The 15,679-nt window shown below is 36.6% G+C and carries 20 protein-coding genes; 12 read left to right on the forward strand and 8 right to left on the reverse strand.

Annotated elements, in window-relative coordinates:
- Positions 1-53: 53 nt before the first annotated feature.
- Both V2145_RS00350 and V2145_RS00355 read left to right on the forward strand, forming a co-directional pair.
- The gene (locus tag V2145_RS00350) at positions 54-2,249 is read left to right on the forward strand and encodes a ribonucleoside-diphosphate reductase subunit alpha (protein ID WP_442956794.1); all 2,196 of its coding nucleotides are present in this window, start codon (positions 54-56) and stop codon (positions 2,247-2,249) included.
- 17 nt (positions 2,250-2,266) lie between these two features.
- The gene (locus V2145_RS00355) at positions 2,267-3,313 is read left to right on the forward strand and encodes a ribonucleotide-diphosphate reductase subunit beta (RefSeq protein WP_094911973.1); all 1,047 of its coding nucleotides are present in this window, start codon (positions 2,267-2,269) and stop codon (positions 3,311-3,313) included.
- Between the two features lie 33 nt (positions 3,314-3,346).
- Here V2145_RS00355 and V2145_RS00360 read toward each other — a convergent pair whose 3' ends face one another.
- Together V2145_RS00360 and V2145_RS00365 are read right to left on the reverse strand one after the other, a co-directional pair.
- Positions 3,347-3,550 carry a hypothetical protein gene (locus V2145_RS00360; protein WP_094911972.1) on the reverse strand — a complete coding sequence of 68 codons (204 nt, stop codon included), beginning with the start codon at positions 3,548-3,550 and terminating at the stop codon, positions 3,347-3,349.
- Between the two features lie 101 nt (positions 3,551-3,651).
- Positions 3,652-3,810, reverse strand: coding sequence for a DUF1540 domain-containing protein (locus V2145_RS00365; RefSeq protein ID WP_094911971.1), 159 nt, complete (start codon positions 3,808-3,810; stop codon positions 3,652-3,654).
- Between the two features lie 212 nt (positions 3,811-4,022).
- Between V2145_RS00365 and V2145_RS00370 the strand changes: the two genes are divergently transcribed.
- Genes V2145_RS00370 through V2145_RS00380 form a run of 3 tightly spaced genes read left to right on the forward strand, consistent with a single transcriptional unit; the run spans position 4,023 to position 5,582 of the window.
- Positions 4,023-4,304, forward strand: a complete 282-nt coding sequence (locus tag V2145_RS00370; RefSeq protein ID WP_094911970.1) for a DUF2325 domain-containing protein — start codon at positions 4,023-4,025, stop codon at positions 4,302-4,304.
- A gap of 40 nt (positions 4,305-4,344) precedes the next feature.
- On the forward strand, positions 4,345-5,112 hold the full coding sequence (locus V2145_RS00375) for a PD-(D/E)XK nuclease family protein (RefSeq protein ID WP_094911969.1): 768 nt from the start codon (positions 4,345-4,347) through the stop codon (positions 5,110-5,112).
- Positions 5,113-5,132: 20 nt separating this feature from the next.
- The gene (locus V2145_RS00380; protein WP_094911968.1) at positions 5,133-5,582 is read left to right on the forward strand and encodes a flavodoxin; all 450 of its coding nucleotides are present in this window, start codon (positions 5,133-5,135) and stop codon (positions 5,580-5,582) included.
- 30 nt (positions 5,583-5,612) lie between these two features.
- Here V2145_RS00380 and V2145_RS00385 read toward each other — a convergent pair whose 3' ends face one another.
- On the reverse strand, positions 5,613-6,650 hold the full coding sequence (locus tag V2145_RS00385) for a cytochrome d ubiquinol oxidase subunit II (RefSeq protein WP_094911967.1): 1,038 nt from the start codon (positions 6,648-6,650) through the stop codon (positions 5,613-5,615).
- 17 nt (positions 6,651-6,667) lie between these two features.
- Positions 6,668-7,996, reverse strand: a complete 1,329-nt coding sequence (locus V2145_RS00390; RefSeq protein WP_061784914.1) for a cytochrome ubiquinol oxidase subunit I — start codon at positions 7,994-7,996, stop codon at positions 6,668-6,670.
- A gap of 154 nt (positions 7,997-8,150) precedes the next feature.
- On the opposite strand from V2145_RS00390, the gene V2145_RS00395 reads away from it, so the two are divergent.
- A complete protein-coding gene (locus V2145_RS00395) occupies positions 8,151-8,402 on the forward strand; it encodes a type B 50S ribosomal protein L31 (protein ID WP_094911966.1) in 252 nt (83 codons plus the stop codon).
- Positions 8,403-8,434: 32 nt separating this feature from the next.
- Here the strand turns inward: V2145_RS00395 and V2145_RS00400 are convergent, their stop codons facing one another.
- Together V2145_RS00400 and V2145_RS00405 are read right to left on the reverse strand one after the other, a co-directional pair.
- Positions 8,435-9,427 (reverse strand): metal ABC transporter substrate-binding protein, encoded by a 993-nt coding sequence (locus V2145_RS00400; RefSeq protein ID WP_330987244.1) that lies wholly within the window; start codon positions 9,425-9,427, stop codon positions 8,435-8,437.
- An 85-nt stretch (positions 9,428-9,512) separates the two neighbouring features.
- Positions 9,513-10,700, reverse strand: coding sequence for a GTP-binding protein (locus V2145_RS00405; protein ID WP_094911964.1), 1,188 nt, complete (start codon positions 10,698-10,700; stop codon positions 9,513-9,515).
- 127 nt (positions 10,701-10,827) lie between these two features.
- Between V2145_RS00405 and V2145_RS00410 the strand changes: the two genes are divergently transcribed.
- Positions 10,828-11,412: a beta-class carbonic anhydrase gene (locus V2145_RS00410; RefSeq protein WP_094911963.1), complete on the forward strand. Its 585-nt coding sequence runs from the start codon at positions 10,828-10,830 to the stop codon at positions 11,410-11,412.
- Here V2145_RS00410 and yidD read toward each other — a convergent pair.
- On the reverse strand, positions 11,409-11,630 hold the full coding sequence (gene yidD / locus V2145_RS00415; RefSeq protein WP_179289256.1) for a membrane protein insertion efficiency factor YidD: 222 nt from the start codon (positions 11,628-11,630) through the stop codon (positions 11,409-11,411). The genes V2145_RS00410 and yidD overlap by 4 nt on opposite strands.
- A gap of 167 nt (positions 11,631-11,797) precedes the next feature.
- On the opposite strand from yidD, the gene V2145_RS00420 reads away from it, so the two are divergent.
- Positions 11,798-12,271: an S-ribosylhomocysteine lyase gene (locus V2145_RS00420; protein WP_131888433.1), complete on the forward strand. Its 474-nt coding sequence runs from the start codon at positions 11,798-11,800 to the stop codon at positions 12,269-12,271.
- Between the two features lie 74 nt (positions 12,272-12,345).
- Here the strand turns inward: V2145_RS00420 and V2145_RS00425 are convergent, their stop codons facing one another.
- Positions 12,346-13,488, reverse strand: a complete 1,143-nt coding sequence (locus tag V2145_RS00425; protein ID WP_131888432.1) for an FAD/NAD(P)-binding protein — start codon at positions 13,486-13,488, stop codon at positions 12,346-12,348.
- Between the two features lie 178 nt (positions 13,489-13,666).
- Here V2145_RS00425 and V2145_RS00430 point away from each other — a divergent pair, with 178 nt between their 5' ends.
- The 4 genes from V2145_RS00430 (at position 13,667) to ytkD (ending at position 15,651) form a co-directional block, all read left to right on the forward strand.
- Positions 13,667-14,107 (forward strand): Dps family protein, encoded by a 441-nt coding sequence (locus V2145_RS00430; protein ID WP_094911960.1) that lies wholly within the window; start codon positions 13,667-13,669, stop codon positions 14,105-14,107.
- A gap of 137 nt (positions 14,108-14,244) precedes the next feature.
- Positions 14,245-14,637 carry a phage holin family protein gene (locus tag V2145_RS00435; RefSeq protein ID WP_131888431.1) on the forward strand — a complete coding sequence of 131 codons (393 nt, stop codon included), beginning with the start codon at positions 14,245-14,247 and terminating at the stop codon, positions 14,635-14,637.
- 69 nt (positions 14,638-14,706) lie between these two features.
- The gene (locus tag V2145_RS00440; protein ID WP_094911958.1) at positions 14,707-15,015 is read left to right on the forward strand and encodes a hydrolase; all 309 of its coding nucleotides are present in this window, start codon (positions 14,707-14,709) and stop codon (positions 15,013-15,015) included.
- A 162-nt stretch (positions 15,016-15,177) separates the two neighbouring features.
- Positions 15,178-15,651: an RNA deprotection pyrophosphohydrolase gene (gene ytkD / locus V2145_RS00445; RefSeq protein WP_094911957.1), complete on the forward strand. Its 474-nt coding sequence runs from the start codon at positions 15,178-15,180 to the stop codon at positions 15,649-15,651.
- Positions 15,652-15,679: the final 28 nt, after the last annotated feature.

Consider the following 15,679-nt stretch of genomic DNA (forward strand, 5'->3'; position numbering starts at 1 on the left):
TTCTTATGATTAATACAACAGATTTAAATAAACTTGAAAAAGTAAATTATGATATGAAATTACTTGGTGAAAAATTTCCACAACTTGATTTTTCAGGGTATGAGGAAAAGGTAGTGGAAACAGTTGCTGCGAAAGAGAATATGACGGATGAAAAAATAGCAAACGTGTTTATTTTAGCAGCACTTGAGCGAATTTCTATGGATGAGCCGGATTGGACATATGTAGCAGCTCATATCTACTTACAAGAGCTATATCGCAAAGCTGCAGTTAATAGAAAATATGATCAAGGTGAAAGATATGGATTATTTTACCAACTAATTAAAGAACTTACAGACATCGGGATTTATAATAAACAGCTTCTGGATACATACTCTGTGGAGGAAATCAATGAGCTAGGCTTAGCCATTGATTATACAAAAGATAGCTTATTTACGTATATTGGTCTGTTAACATTAGCTGACCGATACTTAGCAACATCACATGATAAGCGTGTATATGAGCTACCACAGGAACGCTTTTTAATTATTGCTATGACGCTGATGGCAAATGAAAAGAAAGAAAATCGCTTAGCGTTGGTAAAAGAGTCATACTGGGCACTTTCTAATCTTTATATGACAGTAGCAACACCGACATTAGCAAACGCAGGGAAAAGCTATGGACAGCTATCAAGCTGTTTCATTGATACGGTCGATGATAGTTTACGAGGTATCTATGATAGCAATACGGACTTAGCAACATTGAGTAAAAACGGTGGTGGGATTGGCGTGTATCTGGGTCATATCCGTAGCCGAGGCAGCGATATAAAAGGGTTTAAAGGTGTATCATCAGGAACAATTCCTTGGATGAAACAGCTTAATAACACAGCTGTTAGTGTTGATCAACTAGGCCAACGCCAAGGGGCGATTGCTGTATATTTAGACGTGTGGCACAAGGATATTTTTTCTTTCTTAGATGCACGTTTAAACAATGGAGACGAGCGTCAGCGTACACATGACTTATTTACTGGCGTTTGCCTGCCTGATTTATTTATGGAAGCCGTTGAAAAACGTGAAGACTGGTATTTGTTCGATCCGCATGAAGTTCGTACGGTAATGGGGTATTCACTAGAAGACTTCTATGATGAAGAAGAAGGCAGCGGCTCCTTTAGAAATCGTTATCGTGAATGCATTGAAAATGAAGCTCTATCAAGAGAAAAAGTGCCTGCGATTGAAATTTTTAAACGAATTATGATTTCACAATTAGAAACAGGAACACCATATATGTTCTATCGTGATACAGTAAACCGCGCTAACCAAAACCGTCATGAAGGCATGATTTATTGCAGTAATTTATGTACAGAAATTACGCAAAATCAAAGCATGACAACAGTAGTTGAAGAAGTTACCGAAGACGGAAAAATTGTTATTACAAAACAACCAGGTGACTTTGTAGTTTGTAATTTATCGTCTATTAACTTAGCGCGTGCAGTAACGGAAAATGTGCTTGAACGCCTTGTACCTATTCAAGTTCGCATGTTAGATAACGTAATTGAACTGAATAATCTACCAGTTTTACAGGCAAAACTAACAAACCAGCGCTATCGTGCTATCGGCTTGGGTACGTTTGGGTGGAACCATCTATTAGCTCTACAAAAGATTGCTTGGGAAACAGAAGAAGCGGTTCAATATTGCGATGAGCTGTATGAAAAAATTGCTTACCTAACGATTCAATCAAGCATGGAGCTTGCAGAAGAAAAAGGAGCGTACCCTCTATTTGAAGGGTCTGATTGGGAAACAGGAGCTTATTTTACAACACGTGGTTACAACAGTAGTCAGTGGAATGACCTACAGGCGCTTGTAAAAGAAAAAGGAATTCGAAACGGATATTTAATGGCTGTGGCTCCAAATTCATCTACTTCTATTATTGCTGGATCTACTGCGAGTATTGACCCGATCTTCCGTAAGTTCTATTCAGAAGAGAAGAAAAACTATAAAATTCCGGTTACAGCTCCGGATTTGTCACCGGAAACCAATTGGTATTATAAGTCTGTTTATTTAATTGACCAACATTGGAGCATTAAGCAAAACGCAAAGCGTCAGCGTCATATTGACCAATCTATCTCGTTTAACATTTATGTTCAAAATGATATTCGTGCAAAAGACTTACTAGATTTGCACATGACTGCATGGAAAGAAAAGTTAAAAACAACGTATTATGTTCGCTCTACGTCTAGCGAAGTAATTGATGAGTGTGAAAGCTGCCATAGCTAAGAAAGGAGCCGATTTTGTTGACGAACAGTCTAAAGAAACGTGAGATTATGAATGAAAATGCCCCGAACCGCTCAACGGGGATTATTAATGGTGAAACCTCAAACATTTTAAATTGGGATGATGTCCGATTTTCGTGGGCGTTTCCAAAGTATAAACGCATGTTAGCTAATTTCTGGACGCCGTTTGAAATTAATATGGGACAGGACATCAAGCAGTTTCCGCAGCTTACAGCGGATGAGCAGGAGAGCTTTTTAAAGATTATTGGTCTGTTGGCTTTATTAGACAGCATTCAGTCAGATTATGCGAGTAAAGTGGCTGATTATGTTACAGATTCTTCAATCAATGCGCTGATGATTATTTTAGCTCAGCAGGAAGTTGTTCATAATCACTCTTATTCATATGTATTATCGAGCTTAGTGCCAAAAGCTAAGCAAGATGAAGTATTTGAATATTGGCGTACGGATGAAAAACTTCGTGCACGCAATGACTTTGTAACAAATGGTTATAAAGCATTTGCCGAAGATGCAACGGTTGAAAACTTTTTAAAGTCCATTGTATATGATGTTATTTTAGAAGGCCTGTTTTTCTATAGTGGCTTTGCATTTTTCTACAACTTAGCACGTAATCAAAAAATGGTTGCCACATCTACAATGATTAACTATATTAACCGTGATGAGCAGCTTCATGTAGGATTATTTGAAAAAATCTTTAAAGAAGTCTTAAATGAAAATCCTGAACAGCGTACGGCTGAGCTTGAAGAGTTTGTTACTTCAACATTTAGACAAGCTGCTCAGCTTGAAATTGAATGGGCTGAGTCAGTCATCGGTGAGAAGTTTGATGGAATTACGATGAAAGATATTCGTCAATACATCGAGTATATGGCGAATAAACGCTGTAATCAAATGGGCTTTGGGCGCGTAGCGTTTCCTGATGCACCAATTGAGAATCCACTACGTTGGATTGTTGCGTATCAGGAAGTTGACCTTGGTAAGACAGACTTCTTTGAACAAAAATCAAGACAATATACAAAAGCATCAGATGTAAATGGGTTTGATGATTTGTAAAATAAAACAGCTGACTAAAATTCTAAACCAGTTTTAGTCAGCTACCTGTGTCGAAACAAGACCTAGCTCAAGAGCACGAGTGGTAATAAGTAGATCAATTTCAGGTGGAATGTTTTCCAGTGTTCCACATTCATGTTGCCATAAATGAGCAAATGATTGCACATAAATAGGGAACGTTTGTTTATTGGCTTTAACAGCTTCCGTTTTAAAAAAATGAACAAGTTGATTTGTATTCATATATTACCTTCACTTTCGTTGATATGAAAAAGGACAACCCACGTGGTTGTCCTTTTTTTATTAATTAGTAAGAGAACAAAGTTTGTCTTAGGATAACCAATTTAAATATCTTCAGGTTTAAATGTTTTACAGTCTGTTTCACGGCTATTAGAAGCCTTTTTACCAGCATGGCTGACTACGTAAATTTCGTCTGCTCCACAGTGGTTGCCTTGCTTCCAATAATGACAGTTATTCACTTCACAAAGAATGTTTTGTGACATGTAATCCCCTCCTTTATACGCGTGATATATGTAGTATGGTCAATTTTCATTATTGTTATAATCGAGAGATTGGAAAATTAATTGAGAATTTTTATCAATTAACAATTGACAAAGAGAATCATTCTCAATTATTCTATGTATATAGCAAACAAGATTAAATCATCGTTAAGATTTTAAATAAACCTAATTTTATCGTACAGGAGGAGAAAGAAATGTCATCAGTTATGGTTGTTGGAGGAGATCGTTTAAAGCATATTACAGATCGGTTAGCAGGCGAAGGATTTAACGAAATTATTCATCTTGATGGAAGAAAGAGTAATATGGTGAAGCGAGAAATCCCAGATCATATTGGTTTTGTACTTGTGATTACAGATTTTATTAACCACAACATGGCGAAGGTGATTAAAGAGAAAGCGAAGAAACAGCAAAAGCCAATTTATTTTGTTAAGCATTCATGGAGCGCGATTCGCAAAGTGATTGAACAAGTATCATAAGAAGAAAACAACATGTGAGTGTATAAAGCGTGGTGACAGAATGCAGTTAAAAGTTCAAATTAAAACCTTGGCCAGTCATCATATTGAAGAATTTATTCAATGTCCTTATAAATTTTATCAGAGACAGCTAAGAGATCGTAAACAACAATTGGCTGATTGGCGAGATTTCGTAGGGGTAACCGTTCATAAGGTTGTCAAAGAATATTATCTGAAAGCTCCTTATGAAAGGTCTTCCTATCTAATTTTAAAATTGATTGAAAAGTACTGGTCTAAGCTTTCACCGGACCTTTTTCAATCACAAATTCATTATTATGAAGTGTTAGCATCTGTCAGTGACTACTTATTAGCTTTTCTTATGAGTGAGTGGCAAGATGATACTCCATTATTTGTTTATGAGAAATATGGGGTATACGTTCCGGAGTTAGAAACAAATATATCCTTGCTGATTGATGCTGCGTATTGGTCAGGCTCCTCTTATGAAGTCACAAAGTTTCTACTTGATGATCAATTAGAAGTAAAAGAAATGATGACAGCTTTTATCGTTGTTTTTACAAAGCATGCATTCAATAGAGTACCAAAAGCTATTCATTTTTATTCGCTGCTAACAGGGCGGAGAGAAACTGTTCATATTGAACCTGAAGATTATTCGCAATCAATTAGAAAGTTAAAAATGATGAAAGATATACTGGAAGAACCAAAGTTCTTTCAAAAAACTGCTTCAATAGAAGAGTGTAGAAACTGTCCACTTCGATTCGAATGCAGTACAGGTTCAGATATTCAAGCTGAGAAATTAACAATGTTGATATAAAAAGGTAGGTTTTTTTAAAAGTGAAAGAAGTATTATTAGCCTATGCAAGTATGTCTGGCAACACAGAAGCAATAGCAGATGTGATTGAAGAAGTATTAATAGAAGAGAAGTTAGCTGTACATCGTCTCGAAGTATTTGACTTAACACCAGAAGATATAAGAAATTTTGATCATATCATTTTAGGATCATATACATGGGGAGATGGTGAGTTACCTGATGAGTTTTTAGATTTCTATGACGAAATGGATGATATTGATTTTTCTCAAAAGAAGGTAGCGGTATTCGGTTCAGGTGATATGTCCTATGATATCTTTTGCGGAGCCGTAGATTTATTGGAAGAGAAAGTGCAGAGTCAAGGTGGCTCGTTAATGACGGCGGGGTTAAAAGTAGAGCTTGCTCCATATGGAGAAGATGTAGAAAAGTGTAAAGCTTATGCGTGCAGTATTGTTAAAGAGATAAAAAAGAAGTAAAGAACAGGTGAACCGTTCTTTACTTCTTTTTTAATATGGCTTCTTTCCAACATACTTTCGATTGTCTTTCATAAACAAGCGCCAGAAATAATAGAATCCGGGGAATAAAATAGCAAATCCTACGATATATGTTATAAATAACGAGCGAAAAGCATCAGGATGAGTAAATCCAGTTTCAATTGTTACATTTGGATAAATAACATATGGTAAATGACCTCTTCCATATACATAGCTTGCTAAAAAATATTGAAGAACGATTGCAACAACCGCTAATCTTGGCATTCCTTTTCCCTTTGAGGATGGAAGTAAAAGCGCGCCTCCAGCGACTAAAAATAAAAACAATGAAACAAATAAAATAGGCCTGTATTCCATCATATTATTATAAAGCCAGGTAGCTTCCATACGCAGTGTCACCATAATGAGAATAGCCATAACAAGTGAAATGGGACCTGTGATAAGTGCATCTCTTCTATATACTTCATATGCTTCCATTTCATCTGACGACTTGGAGTAATCAGCTAAAAGTAAAGATGATAGAAATAACGAAGAGCTGACAGCAAACCCGATAAAAGCATATACGTTTGGACTAGTAAATACTTTGATTAAGTTTAGTTTTTCAACTCCATCAATGGTATCGATGTAACCGCCTTGGCTAATTGGTAAAACAGCAATTAAAAATGCTGGAATCAATACGCCTGATATGCCAGAAATATAAACAAGAGCCTTTTGATGACGAGCGCCCTTGGTATAATGTGAAAATACAAGGAAACCACTTCTAAGTGCCAAAAGCAATAGAATAATACTTCCCGGAATTAATAGAACCGTTCCAAGCGTAAACGTAGCGCCAGGAAAGAAGCTAAATAAACCAACTACAATTGCAACGATGAATACATTAGTTACTTCCCAAGTTGGAGAGAGGTAGCGGTTAGCGATATTTGTAGCATTTGTTTTTTCACGATTAATATAAATCATTGACCAGAATCCCGCTCCAAAGTCCATTGTTCCCATAACAGCATAAATAAAAATAAATCCCCAAATGACTGTGATGGCAAGTAGTGAATCACCCATATCAATTCCACATCCTTTTAGTTCATATCTGCAAGCTCTTTTTCCAAGGGATTACGCTTGAAGTAATAAATAAGAACAAGTGAAACAGCAACAACGAGTATAGCGTATACAATTAAAAATAGAGCAAATAAAAATTCTAAATTAGCAGAGGTAGTAACGGATTCAGAAGTCTTCATAATTCGATAAATCACCCAAGGCTGTCGACCTGTACATGCAAAAATCCACCCGAATTCTACTGATAGAATAGCCAAAGGACCAGAAATAACGAATGCCCACATTAACCACTTTGGAAAACCACGTTTTTTCATAAACTTATACCAAGCAATTCCTAGAATAGATAGTAAAATAAGCAGCGAGCCGATTCCTACCATACCGTTAAAAAGAGTATGGATGAAAAGAGGAGGCCAATATTCTTCTGGAAAATCATTGAGGCCTGCAACAACCGTATCAAAGCGATCATCTGCTAAAAAGCTTAGTGCCCATGGAATCTCAATGCCCCATTTGACCGTTTGAGTTTCGCGATCTGTAAATCCACCGATAGTAAGCGGTGCGTAGTCAGTTGTTTCAAATAAACCTTCTGCTCCTGCGAGCTTTTCTGGCTGATATTCATAAAGAAGCTGCGCAGATTCATGCCCGTTTAGCGCTGTTAAAAATGAAAATATACCTCCAACAATTAGTCCCATCATTAAAGCTTTTTGATGGAAGCGATAAAGCCGAGGCTCTTTTCGAGAGCGAAGCATTTTAAATGCAGCGATGGATGCAATGACAAATGCCCCAGTTGCATAAGCAGAAACAGCAACATGTCCAGCTGTTGTAATAAAGCTTGGGTTAAAGAAAGCTCCCCATGGGTCAACATCTGTAATTTCACCATTTACAATACGAAATCCAGCCGGAGTTCCTTCAAAAGCGTGGACGTTTGTAATTAACACAGCTGACGCCACAGCTCCAATGGCTACAAGGATAAGGCTTACAATTCGCATTGTTCGCGAAATTCGATCAGCTGCATACACATAGATAGACAAAAATAGTGCTTCAATAAAAAATGCATAGATTTCAATTTGAAAAGGTAATGACATAACTTTCCCTACAACCTCCATAAAACCAGGCCACAATAAAGCTAACTGTACTCCAGCGATGGTTCCAGTTGGGATAGCAACGCCTAATAAAATCGCGGCACCTTTTGTCCAACGCTTTGCCATTAGCTCATAATCTTTGTCTTTCGTGCGCTGATAGAGAAGTTCTGCTAATAAAATCATTAAGGGAATTCCTACGCCTAGCGTGGCAAAAATAATATGAACTCCCATGGTCATACCAAACATCGAACGAGCAGTTACTAAATGTTCCATTGAAATACAACCTTTCCAATCAAGTATTGATAAGCCTTATTGTCCACTTTTTACCACGATTTATTCATTAATAAATTTTCGAAACAGAATACTTGAAAATAAGAATCATTACGATATAATAGATATATATCTCATTAAAGGAGAGGATTATAATATGAAACCAAATATTCATCCAGAATACAGAAAAGTAGTGTTTATGGATACCAATAGCGGATTTAAGTTTCTATCAGGTTCTACGATGAATACGTCAGAGACTGTTGAATGGGAAGATGGTCAAACATACCCATTGATTAAAGTAGAGGTAAGTTCTGATACGCACCCTTTTTATACGGGCAGACAGAAATTTGCTGATAAAGGTGGACGTGCAGAGCGCTTCATGCAAAAATATAATATGAAACAAAAATAACTAGCCAGTTGGCTAGTTATTTTTGTTTGTAGTTAGTTTAGAGCTTTTTTTAGCGTTTCAATGTTTTTATCCATAATTGAGAAGTAATCTTCTTTGTTCGCTACATCATCTTTTGTAGCAGACTCCAGGTTGTGAAGGGTAAGAGCTTCTGCACCTACTTCTTTTTGAACAAGCTTAGATACTTTAGGCTCTAAGTTTTGATCGAAAATAAAGTACTTAATGTTATGCTCATTTGCTTCTTTAATAATAGACTGTAGCTGCTTTTGTGATGGCTCATTTGTTGGAGACAAGCCTGCAACGCTAATTTGAGTCAATCCGTAACGCTTTTCCCAGTATCCATATGCAGCGTGGGAAACTAAAATTTCTTTATGCTTTCCTTCAGAAATAGTTGTTTCTAGCTTTTGGTCAAGTTCTTCTAGCTGAGCCTTTAAGTCTTCATAATTTTTTTCAAACTCTTCTTTTGAGTCTGGTTTTAGTTCTACTAATTCATTCTTAATGTTTTCAGCTAATTGAATTGATAGTACTGGGTCCAACCAGATATGTGGATCCGTATCTCCATGATCATGGGCGTGCTCATCTTCATGGGCATGCTCGTCTTCATGGGCGTGCTCGTCTTCATGAGCATGTTCGTCTTCATGAGCATGCGTGCTTTCAGCTAGTTCAATACCTTTAGCTGCTTCCACCATAGTAACATCTTCATTTTTTAATGTATCCTGTGCTTTATCAGCAAAGCCTTCTAATCCAATGCCGGAGTAAATGAAAGCATCACCTTTCGCAATTTCCACCATATCTTTTGTTGTTGGTTCGTAAGAGTGAGCATCTACTCCAGGAGGGAGCACACTTTCAACATTCACTTCCTCTCCACCAATTTTCTTAGTGAAATCTTGCAGTGGAAAAATAGTAGTATAAACCGTTAATTTATCGTCTTTACCGCTTGTTTGTTCATTTGAATTATCAGCACCGCATCCAGCTAAAAATGTTGCTGTCCCTAACGCTAATGCCATAAATGTAGCTTTAACTTTCATATATATAATTCTCCTTTCGATTACTAGTTACGAACAATGACCTATGTCATTATATCGTAATAGTTACGATTTGAAAACTATAAATTTATGACTGAACTGTGAACTTAGGTAGAGGGTCGCGGAAAGTCGACCAATCTTGCTGCATTTCTAAATCAGTAAGTAAGCAGTGGTCAAGCGTTGAGATGATTTCTTCTTCATTCATTTCTAATCCAATAAAGACTAACTCATTTGTGCGGTCACCAAATGTATCATCCCACTTTTCGAGAAGTTCGGGCTCTTCCTTTAATGTCTGTTGTTTTTCAGCTTCTGAATATGCTGCTACCCATTCGCCTGCACCTTGAATCATAATCGATGTTCCTGCTTGCGAGAGCAGTCCTGCCATATCATTTCGTGAAGCTAACCAGAAAAAGCCTTTTGCTCGGACAATATCAACTGGCCAATTCTCAAGCCATGTCATTAACCGTTCTGGATGAAACGGACGGTTTCGTCTGTAAACAAAAGAAGAAATACCAAACTCTTCTGTTTCTGGAGTGTGGTGATCTGTATTTAACTCCTTAATCCAACCAGCCGCTTGGCTTGCTTTTTCAAAGTCAAATAGGCCAGTATTTAGAATTTCTTTCAGGTCGATCACACTTTTAATTGTTTGAATAATTTTAGCTTCAGGGTTCAGCTTTTTTAATACTAACTCCAGCTCTTTTGCATCTTCTTCAGTCAGTAAGTCGACTTTGTTCAGAAGAATGACATTTGCAAACTCAATTTGGTCAATGAGTAAGTCAACAACTTCACGCGTATCATGTTCATCATTGCCTTCTTTGCGATCCAATAAGCTTTCACCTGATGAAAAATCTTCCCAAAATCGATTGCCATCTACGACTGTAACCATTGTATCCAAAGAACATTTTTTTGTTAAATCAATCCCAAGCTCTTCATCGATATAAGTAAACGTTTGGGCCACGGGGATTGGCTCACTAATTCCAGAAGATTCAATCACGATATAATCAATATTCCCTTTATCAACAAGACGTTCAACTTCTTTCATTAAATCGTCTCGTAGCGTACAGCAAATGCATCCATTTTGCATTTCAACTAATGTTTCTTCAGTACGAGAAAAGCCACCTTGCTTTACTAAGTCGGCATCAATATTTACCTCGCTCATATCATTAACGATGACTGCTACTTTAAGTCCGTCTCTATTTTTTAAAATATAATTCAATAAAGTTGTTTTACCTGAACCTAGGTAACCACTTAATACTGTAACAGGTACTTGTTTCATATTGTTCTTCCTTCCTTCCTTTAAATAAGAATAATTACGATTTATGCTGTTACATCATATAAAAATTTTTAGTATAATACAAGAGAAACGATTAAAAAATTTTTAAATAGGAAAGGAAGTAGAAAACATGAATCTATTAAACGAGATCCTAGATTACAATGAGAAGTTTGTGGCAAATAACGAATATCGCAAATATGAGACAAGCAAGTTACCGGATAAAAAGATGGTTATTTTGTCTTGTATGGACACAAGATTAGTGGAATTACTTCCTCAATCAATGAACTTACGTAACGGCGATGTGAAGATTGTAAAAAATGCAGGAGCACTTGTATCTCATCCTTTTGGAAGCGTAATGAGAAGTATTTTAGTAGCTGTATATGCACTTCAAGCAGATGAAGTATATGTAATTGGCCACCATGATTGTGGGGCAGGGAAATTAGAGCCGATTTCATTTTTAGAAGCTGTAAAAGAGCAAGGGATTTCAGAAGAAGTAATTGATACAATTGAAAAGTCAGGAATTGATTTAAAAAGCTGGTTAAAAGGGTTCGATTCGGTTGAAGAAACAGTCCAACATACGACGTCTACAATTCGTAATCATCCTTTATTTGCAAAGCATATTCCTGTACATGGTCTTGTTATTGATCCAGGCACAGGAAAGCTAGACGTTATCGTAGATGGATACGAGTATGTGAAAGAAAAGCAAAATAGCTAATTTTTGTTGACAGGTTCTTTTTCAGGAACAGGATCCATACCTCCTGGATGAAAAGGATGACACTTGGAAATTCGCTTTATCGTTAGCCATCCGCCTTTAAAGGCCCCAAATCGCTTAATCGCTTCAACTCCATAATGAGAGCATGTTGGATAGAAGCGACATGTGGGAGGGGTGAGTGGCGAAATCACTTTTTGGTATACCTTTATAATACTCAGCATGATTTTAGCGAGCACTGATATCACACCTTTCTAAACAGATTCTTTTTTATAAATATATCGAAAGAAAAGCACAGGATGCAAATACCAGGTATATAGTATATTAAATTGATGAAAAAAATCGGAATTAAGTGTATGATAGGTAGTAAGAATAAAAAAGGAGTGATAGCATGCCATCAGTAGAAAGTTTTGAATTAGATCATAACGCTGTAAAAGCCCCTTATGTAAGACATTGTGGTGTACACAAGGTAGGTAGTGACGGCGTTGTTAATAAATTTGATATTCGTTTCTGCCAGCCGAATAAACAAGCAATGAAGCCTGATGTTATTCATACATTAGAGCATTTATTGGCTTTCAACATTCGCACTCACGTAGAGAAATATGACCATTTTGATATTATTGATATTTCTCCGATGGGTTGTCAGACAGGATATTATCTTGTTGTAAGCGGAGAACCGAAAGTAGAAGAAATTATTGATCTTTTAGAAGATACATTAAAAGATGCAATTACAATCACAGAAATTCCAGCTGCCAACGAAAAGCAGTGCGGCCAAGCAAAGCTCCATGATTTAGAAGGAGCAAAACGCTTAATGCAATTCTGGTTAAGTCAAGATAAAGAAGAGTTAGCCAAGGTATTCGGTTAACAAAAAAACTCTAGCTACTTGAGCTAGAGTTTTTTTGTTTAACCATAATGTCAATCCTTAGTGTTAGACCATTTTTATAAACTATTCACAATAAGCTGCGCAGCTTGTCTAGCACCAGAAATATTCCTAGCAATCGGCCCCACTTCTAGCTCAGCTAATGCTCCTGTTACATATAAATTAGGTCCCCATTGCAGGGAGTGAGAAACAATAGGGTAGCCACATTCACTGCAATTTAATTTATGCTCATCAATTAACGGTGTAAGCCACTGCTTTTCAGGTAATGTTTGAACAAAGCCAGTTGCTAAGATGACACGTTTCACTTCGATCGTTAGACCATCTTTAAGGTGAAGCGTATTTTTATCGTAATAATCCACTTCTCCATCTACTATTGATAGATGGCCTTTTTCCGTTAAACGTTTAACTTTTAAAAATAATTCTTGTGGAATCGAGCCTTTGTGACGAGCTTCTTTTATCAATTCACGCCTCTTTCGGTAGCTAGATAAACGTCGAAATGGATGCTGCTTTTTTGGACCTAGCCATGCAGGATCACTATCAAAATCGTGAATGCGAAACGGATGTCTTTTAATAAGGGTAACGTTCCCAGGATAAAGAGAAGATAGCTTAACAGCAGTATGTACGGCCGTTATACCTCCACCAATTACAGCAACGGGACTTTTTACTTCTTCTAAGCTGTGTAAAGCTGGATCGAAAATATGTTGAGCGTTGGGATTTTCTTGTGCCCAATGAGGAATTGCTAGTTGATTTCCAATTCCTACCGATAAAACGAGATTATAACTTGTAAATGCTTGTCCAATTTCGGTTTGGATGGTCCAGAGGTTTCCTGTACGCTCAGCGTGAATAACCTTTCCTTGGTGCCAACACTTATTTAACCTTGTATCTTCTATAACGTGGCGGCAGTGCTCGTTAAACAAATCTAAGGAAGGACGTTTATACCGCCCGTAAAAATTCTTAGTCTCACCTTTGATTTTGTTGAATTCTTGTAGACTAAAAGGCAAGCTATCAATATGATGTACAGAAGGAGAACGTAAATAAGGCATATCAATTAAACCGGTGCAGTGTTTCCAATTTGCTAAGGGCTCCTCATGTGGATCTATAATAGCTAAACGTTCAACTGTGGTCTTTTTTTCTTTTAAAAGAAAGTTGGCAAGGGTAGACCCTTGAATGCCCCCTCCAATAATTATCCAATCGTAAATCAAATGTATCCACCTCTTTAAATCGTAATCATTTCGTTTTGTGAAAATGATAATAAAAAAATGGTTCATCGTCAATAGCGGAAGAGTACGAAAAACTTCTAAAAAAATGTTTTAATCAAGGAAAAAGGGGTACTACTATACTAGAGATAATTGAAGTAGAAATCATTAAGGAGTGGGTCTTATGTCTAAAGAATTAACAACAATCGTAAATAAGCAAGTAGCAAACTTTAGCGTGATGTATATCAAGTTACATAATTATCATTGGTATGTAAAAGGCGAACAGTTCTTTACATTGCACGAAAAGTTTGAAGAACTTTATACAGAGACAGCAACAGTAATTGATGACTTAGCAGAGCGTTTATTAGCTTTAGGTGGTAGCCCGGTTGCTACAATGAAAGAAATTTTAGAAATGAGCGCAATTGAAGAAGCTCACGGAAACGAAACAGCAAAAGATATGGTATCAGAATTAGTAAAAGACTTCACTACGCTCACAACAGAGTTAAAGCAAGGTATGGACGTAGCCGGCGAAGTCGATGATGAGACAACAGGAGATATGCTTCTTGCTATTCATCAAAGTCTAGAAAAGCATATGTGGATGCTAAACTCTTTCTTAGGAAAGTAAAAACTTGCGAGCTTCTCGCAAGTTTTTTTATTTCGTAAAAGTGTACAAACGATAGCATGTATGAAGAACACTTCTCACTATTTTTCATATGATAGTATGTACTACTATGTAAATAGTTGAGAGGATGAAAAGTGAATATGTACAAACTATCCTTGTTATCTGTGTCTAGTTTAGGTTCATTTATCTTTTTCTTAGTCGGAGAATGGAATTATTTATTGATGGCTCTTGTAGCATTGGTAGCCGTTGATTATGTGACTGGAACAGTTGCAGCATTTATTGATAAAAGTTTATCTAGTAAGGTAGGCTTTCGTGGCATTGCCAAAAAGGTCTTTATTTTTGCTCTTGTGATGATGGCAAACTTTATGGACCAAGTATTTTGGCCGGACAATCATTTTATCAGAGATGTAACGATATTATTCTATATTTTAAATGAAATGATTTCTATTACAGAGAATGCTGGCCGAGTAGGTCTTCCTGTGCCTACCGTTATTAAGGAGGCGATTGAAAAATTAAAAAATCAAATTAAATGATTAGTATAAAAGGAAACCATTATACAAATAAGAAAGGTAAGTCAGTATAAAGGAGCTGAATATCTTTCAATGAAAAAAACGTATTATGTATCCCTCGGTTCAGGTGAGATTTCTCAAGTAAGTACAGCATCGGAATGGAACTTTAAAATAAGTGCGACAGATTTGGAAGTAGAACAACTGCGAGAGCGTTTAGATCAACGTTATTCAGATGATTGGCAAGGTTTTTTTCGAGCACATATTCCTTATCTAGAGTATCATCATGATCGTCAAAATGATGCTTATGATGATATGAATACTCAGTTATATCAAATGTTGTATGAACTCGGAGATGAAGAGGCAAAGGCTCATATTCGTACGATGGGAATTCTACCTTCCTGAAAATAATAAAATTGTAAAACTAGTGCTTCAATTTGTGATTATTAAGGGCTTTTACTGAGAATATTGATAGAAAATCGGTTACTTCTATTCGAAAAGCTAAGAGATAGTACTTAAATGTGTGATAAAATAAGGGAAAAAAATCAAATGGAGTTTGAGTAGACGATGTACACATTTAAGGACGCATACCATAATCAAGTTTTTTTATCATTTGAACGCAGTCCGTTTTCCAAAACTCCTCGTCACGTTTGGGTTGTTTGTCGATACAAAGGGCAATGGTTGCTTACTAATCATTCTAAGCGGGGATTGGAGTTTCCGGGCGGTAAGTTGGAGTTGGAGGAAACTCCAGAGGAAGCGGCAGTTCGAGAAGTATTTGAAGAAACAGGTGGAGAGGTAGAGAACCTCTCGTATATTGGTCAGTATAAAGTAGTTAGTAAAGGAAAAACAATTATAAAAAATATTTATTTTGCAAATGTCTCAAATCTAGTTCCAAAAGATGATTATATGGAAACAAAAGGCCCAGTCATTATTCAAGAAATTCCAGAACAAGGAATTCAAAAAAATACGAAATACAGTTTTATTATGAAAGATAATGTTTTACAGTACGTGATGAAGCATGTAAAGCGTACATTTTTATAAGAAACAAAGAGCCCTGTTATGCATGACA

Origin of the sequence: Priestia sp. GS2, from assembly GCF_036409025.1 — a bacterium.
Classification (GTDB): domain Bacteria; phylum Bacillota; class Bacilli; order Bacillales; family Bacillaceae_H; genus Priestia; species Priestia aryabhattai_A.

Bases quoted from the DNA above. Each gene is read 5' to 3' on its own strand.
- V2145_RS00395 (WP_094911966.1), top strand. From the start codon at position 8,151: ATGAAACCAAATATTCATCCAGAATACAGAAAAGTAGTGTTTATGGAT.
- V2145_RS00350 (WP_442956794.1), top strand. From the start codon at position 54: ATGAAATTACTTGGTGAAAAATTTCCACAACTTGATTTTTCAGGGTAT.
- V2145_RS00365 (WP_094911971.1), bottom strand. From the start codon at position 3,810: ATGTCACAAAACATTCTTTGTGAAGTGAATAACTGTCATTATTGGAAG.
- V2145_RS00405 (WP_094911964.1), bottom strand. From the start codon at position 10,700: ATGAAACAAGTACCTGTTACAGTATTAAGTGGTTACCTAGGTTCAGGT.
- V2145_RS00440 (WP_094911958.1), top strand. From the start codon at position 14,707: ATGAAAAAAACGTATTATGTATCCCTCGGTTCAGGTGAGATTTCTCAA.
- V2145_RS00420 (WP_131888433.1), top strand. From the start codon at position 11,798: ATGCCATCAGTAGAAAGTTTTGAATTAGATCATAACGCTGTAAAAGCC.
- V2145_RS00435 (WP_131888431.1), top strand. From the start codon at position 14,245: ATGTACAAACTATCCTTGTTATCTGTGTCTAGTTTAGGTTCATTTATC.
- ytkD (WP_094911957.1), top strand. From the start codon at position 15,178: ATGTACACATTTAAGGACGCATACCATAATCAAGTTTTTTTATCATTT.
- V2145_RS00375 (WP_094911969.1), top strand. From the start codon at position 4,345: ATGCAGTTAAAAGTTCAAATTAAAACCTTGGCCAGTCATCATATTGAA.
- V2145_RS00390 (WP_061784914.1), bottom strand. From the start codon at position 7,996: ATGGAACATTTAGTAACTGCTCGTTCGATGTTTGGTATGACCATGGGA.
- V2145_RS00400 (WP_330987244.1), bottom strand. From the start codon at position 9,427: ATGAAAGTTAAAGCTACATTTATGGCATTAGCGTTAGGGACAGCAACA.
- V2145_RS00370 (WP_094911970.1), top strand. From the start codon at position 4,023: ATGTCATCAGTTATGGTTGTTGGAGGAGATCGTTTAAAGCATATTACA.
- yidD (WP_179289256.1), bottom strand. From the start codon at position 11,630: ATGCTGAGTATTATAAAGGTATACCAAAAAGTGATTTCGCCACTCACC.
- V2145_RS00385 (WP_094911967.1), bottom strand. From the start codon at position 6,650: ATGGGTGATTCACTACTTGCCATCACAGTCATTTGGGGATTTATTTTT.
- V2145_RS00430 (WP_094911960.1), top strand. From the start codon at position 13,667: ATGTCTAAAGAATTAACAACAATCGTAAATAAGCAAGTAGCAAACTTT.
- V2145_RS00410 (WP_094911963.1), top strand. From the start codon at position 10,828: ATGAATCTATTAAACGAGATCCTAGATTACAATGAGAAGTTTGTGGCA.
- V2145_RS00360 (WP_094911972.1), bottom strand. From the start codon at position 3,550: ATGAATACAAATCAACTTGTTCATTTTTTTAAAACGGAAGCTGTTAAA.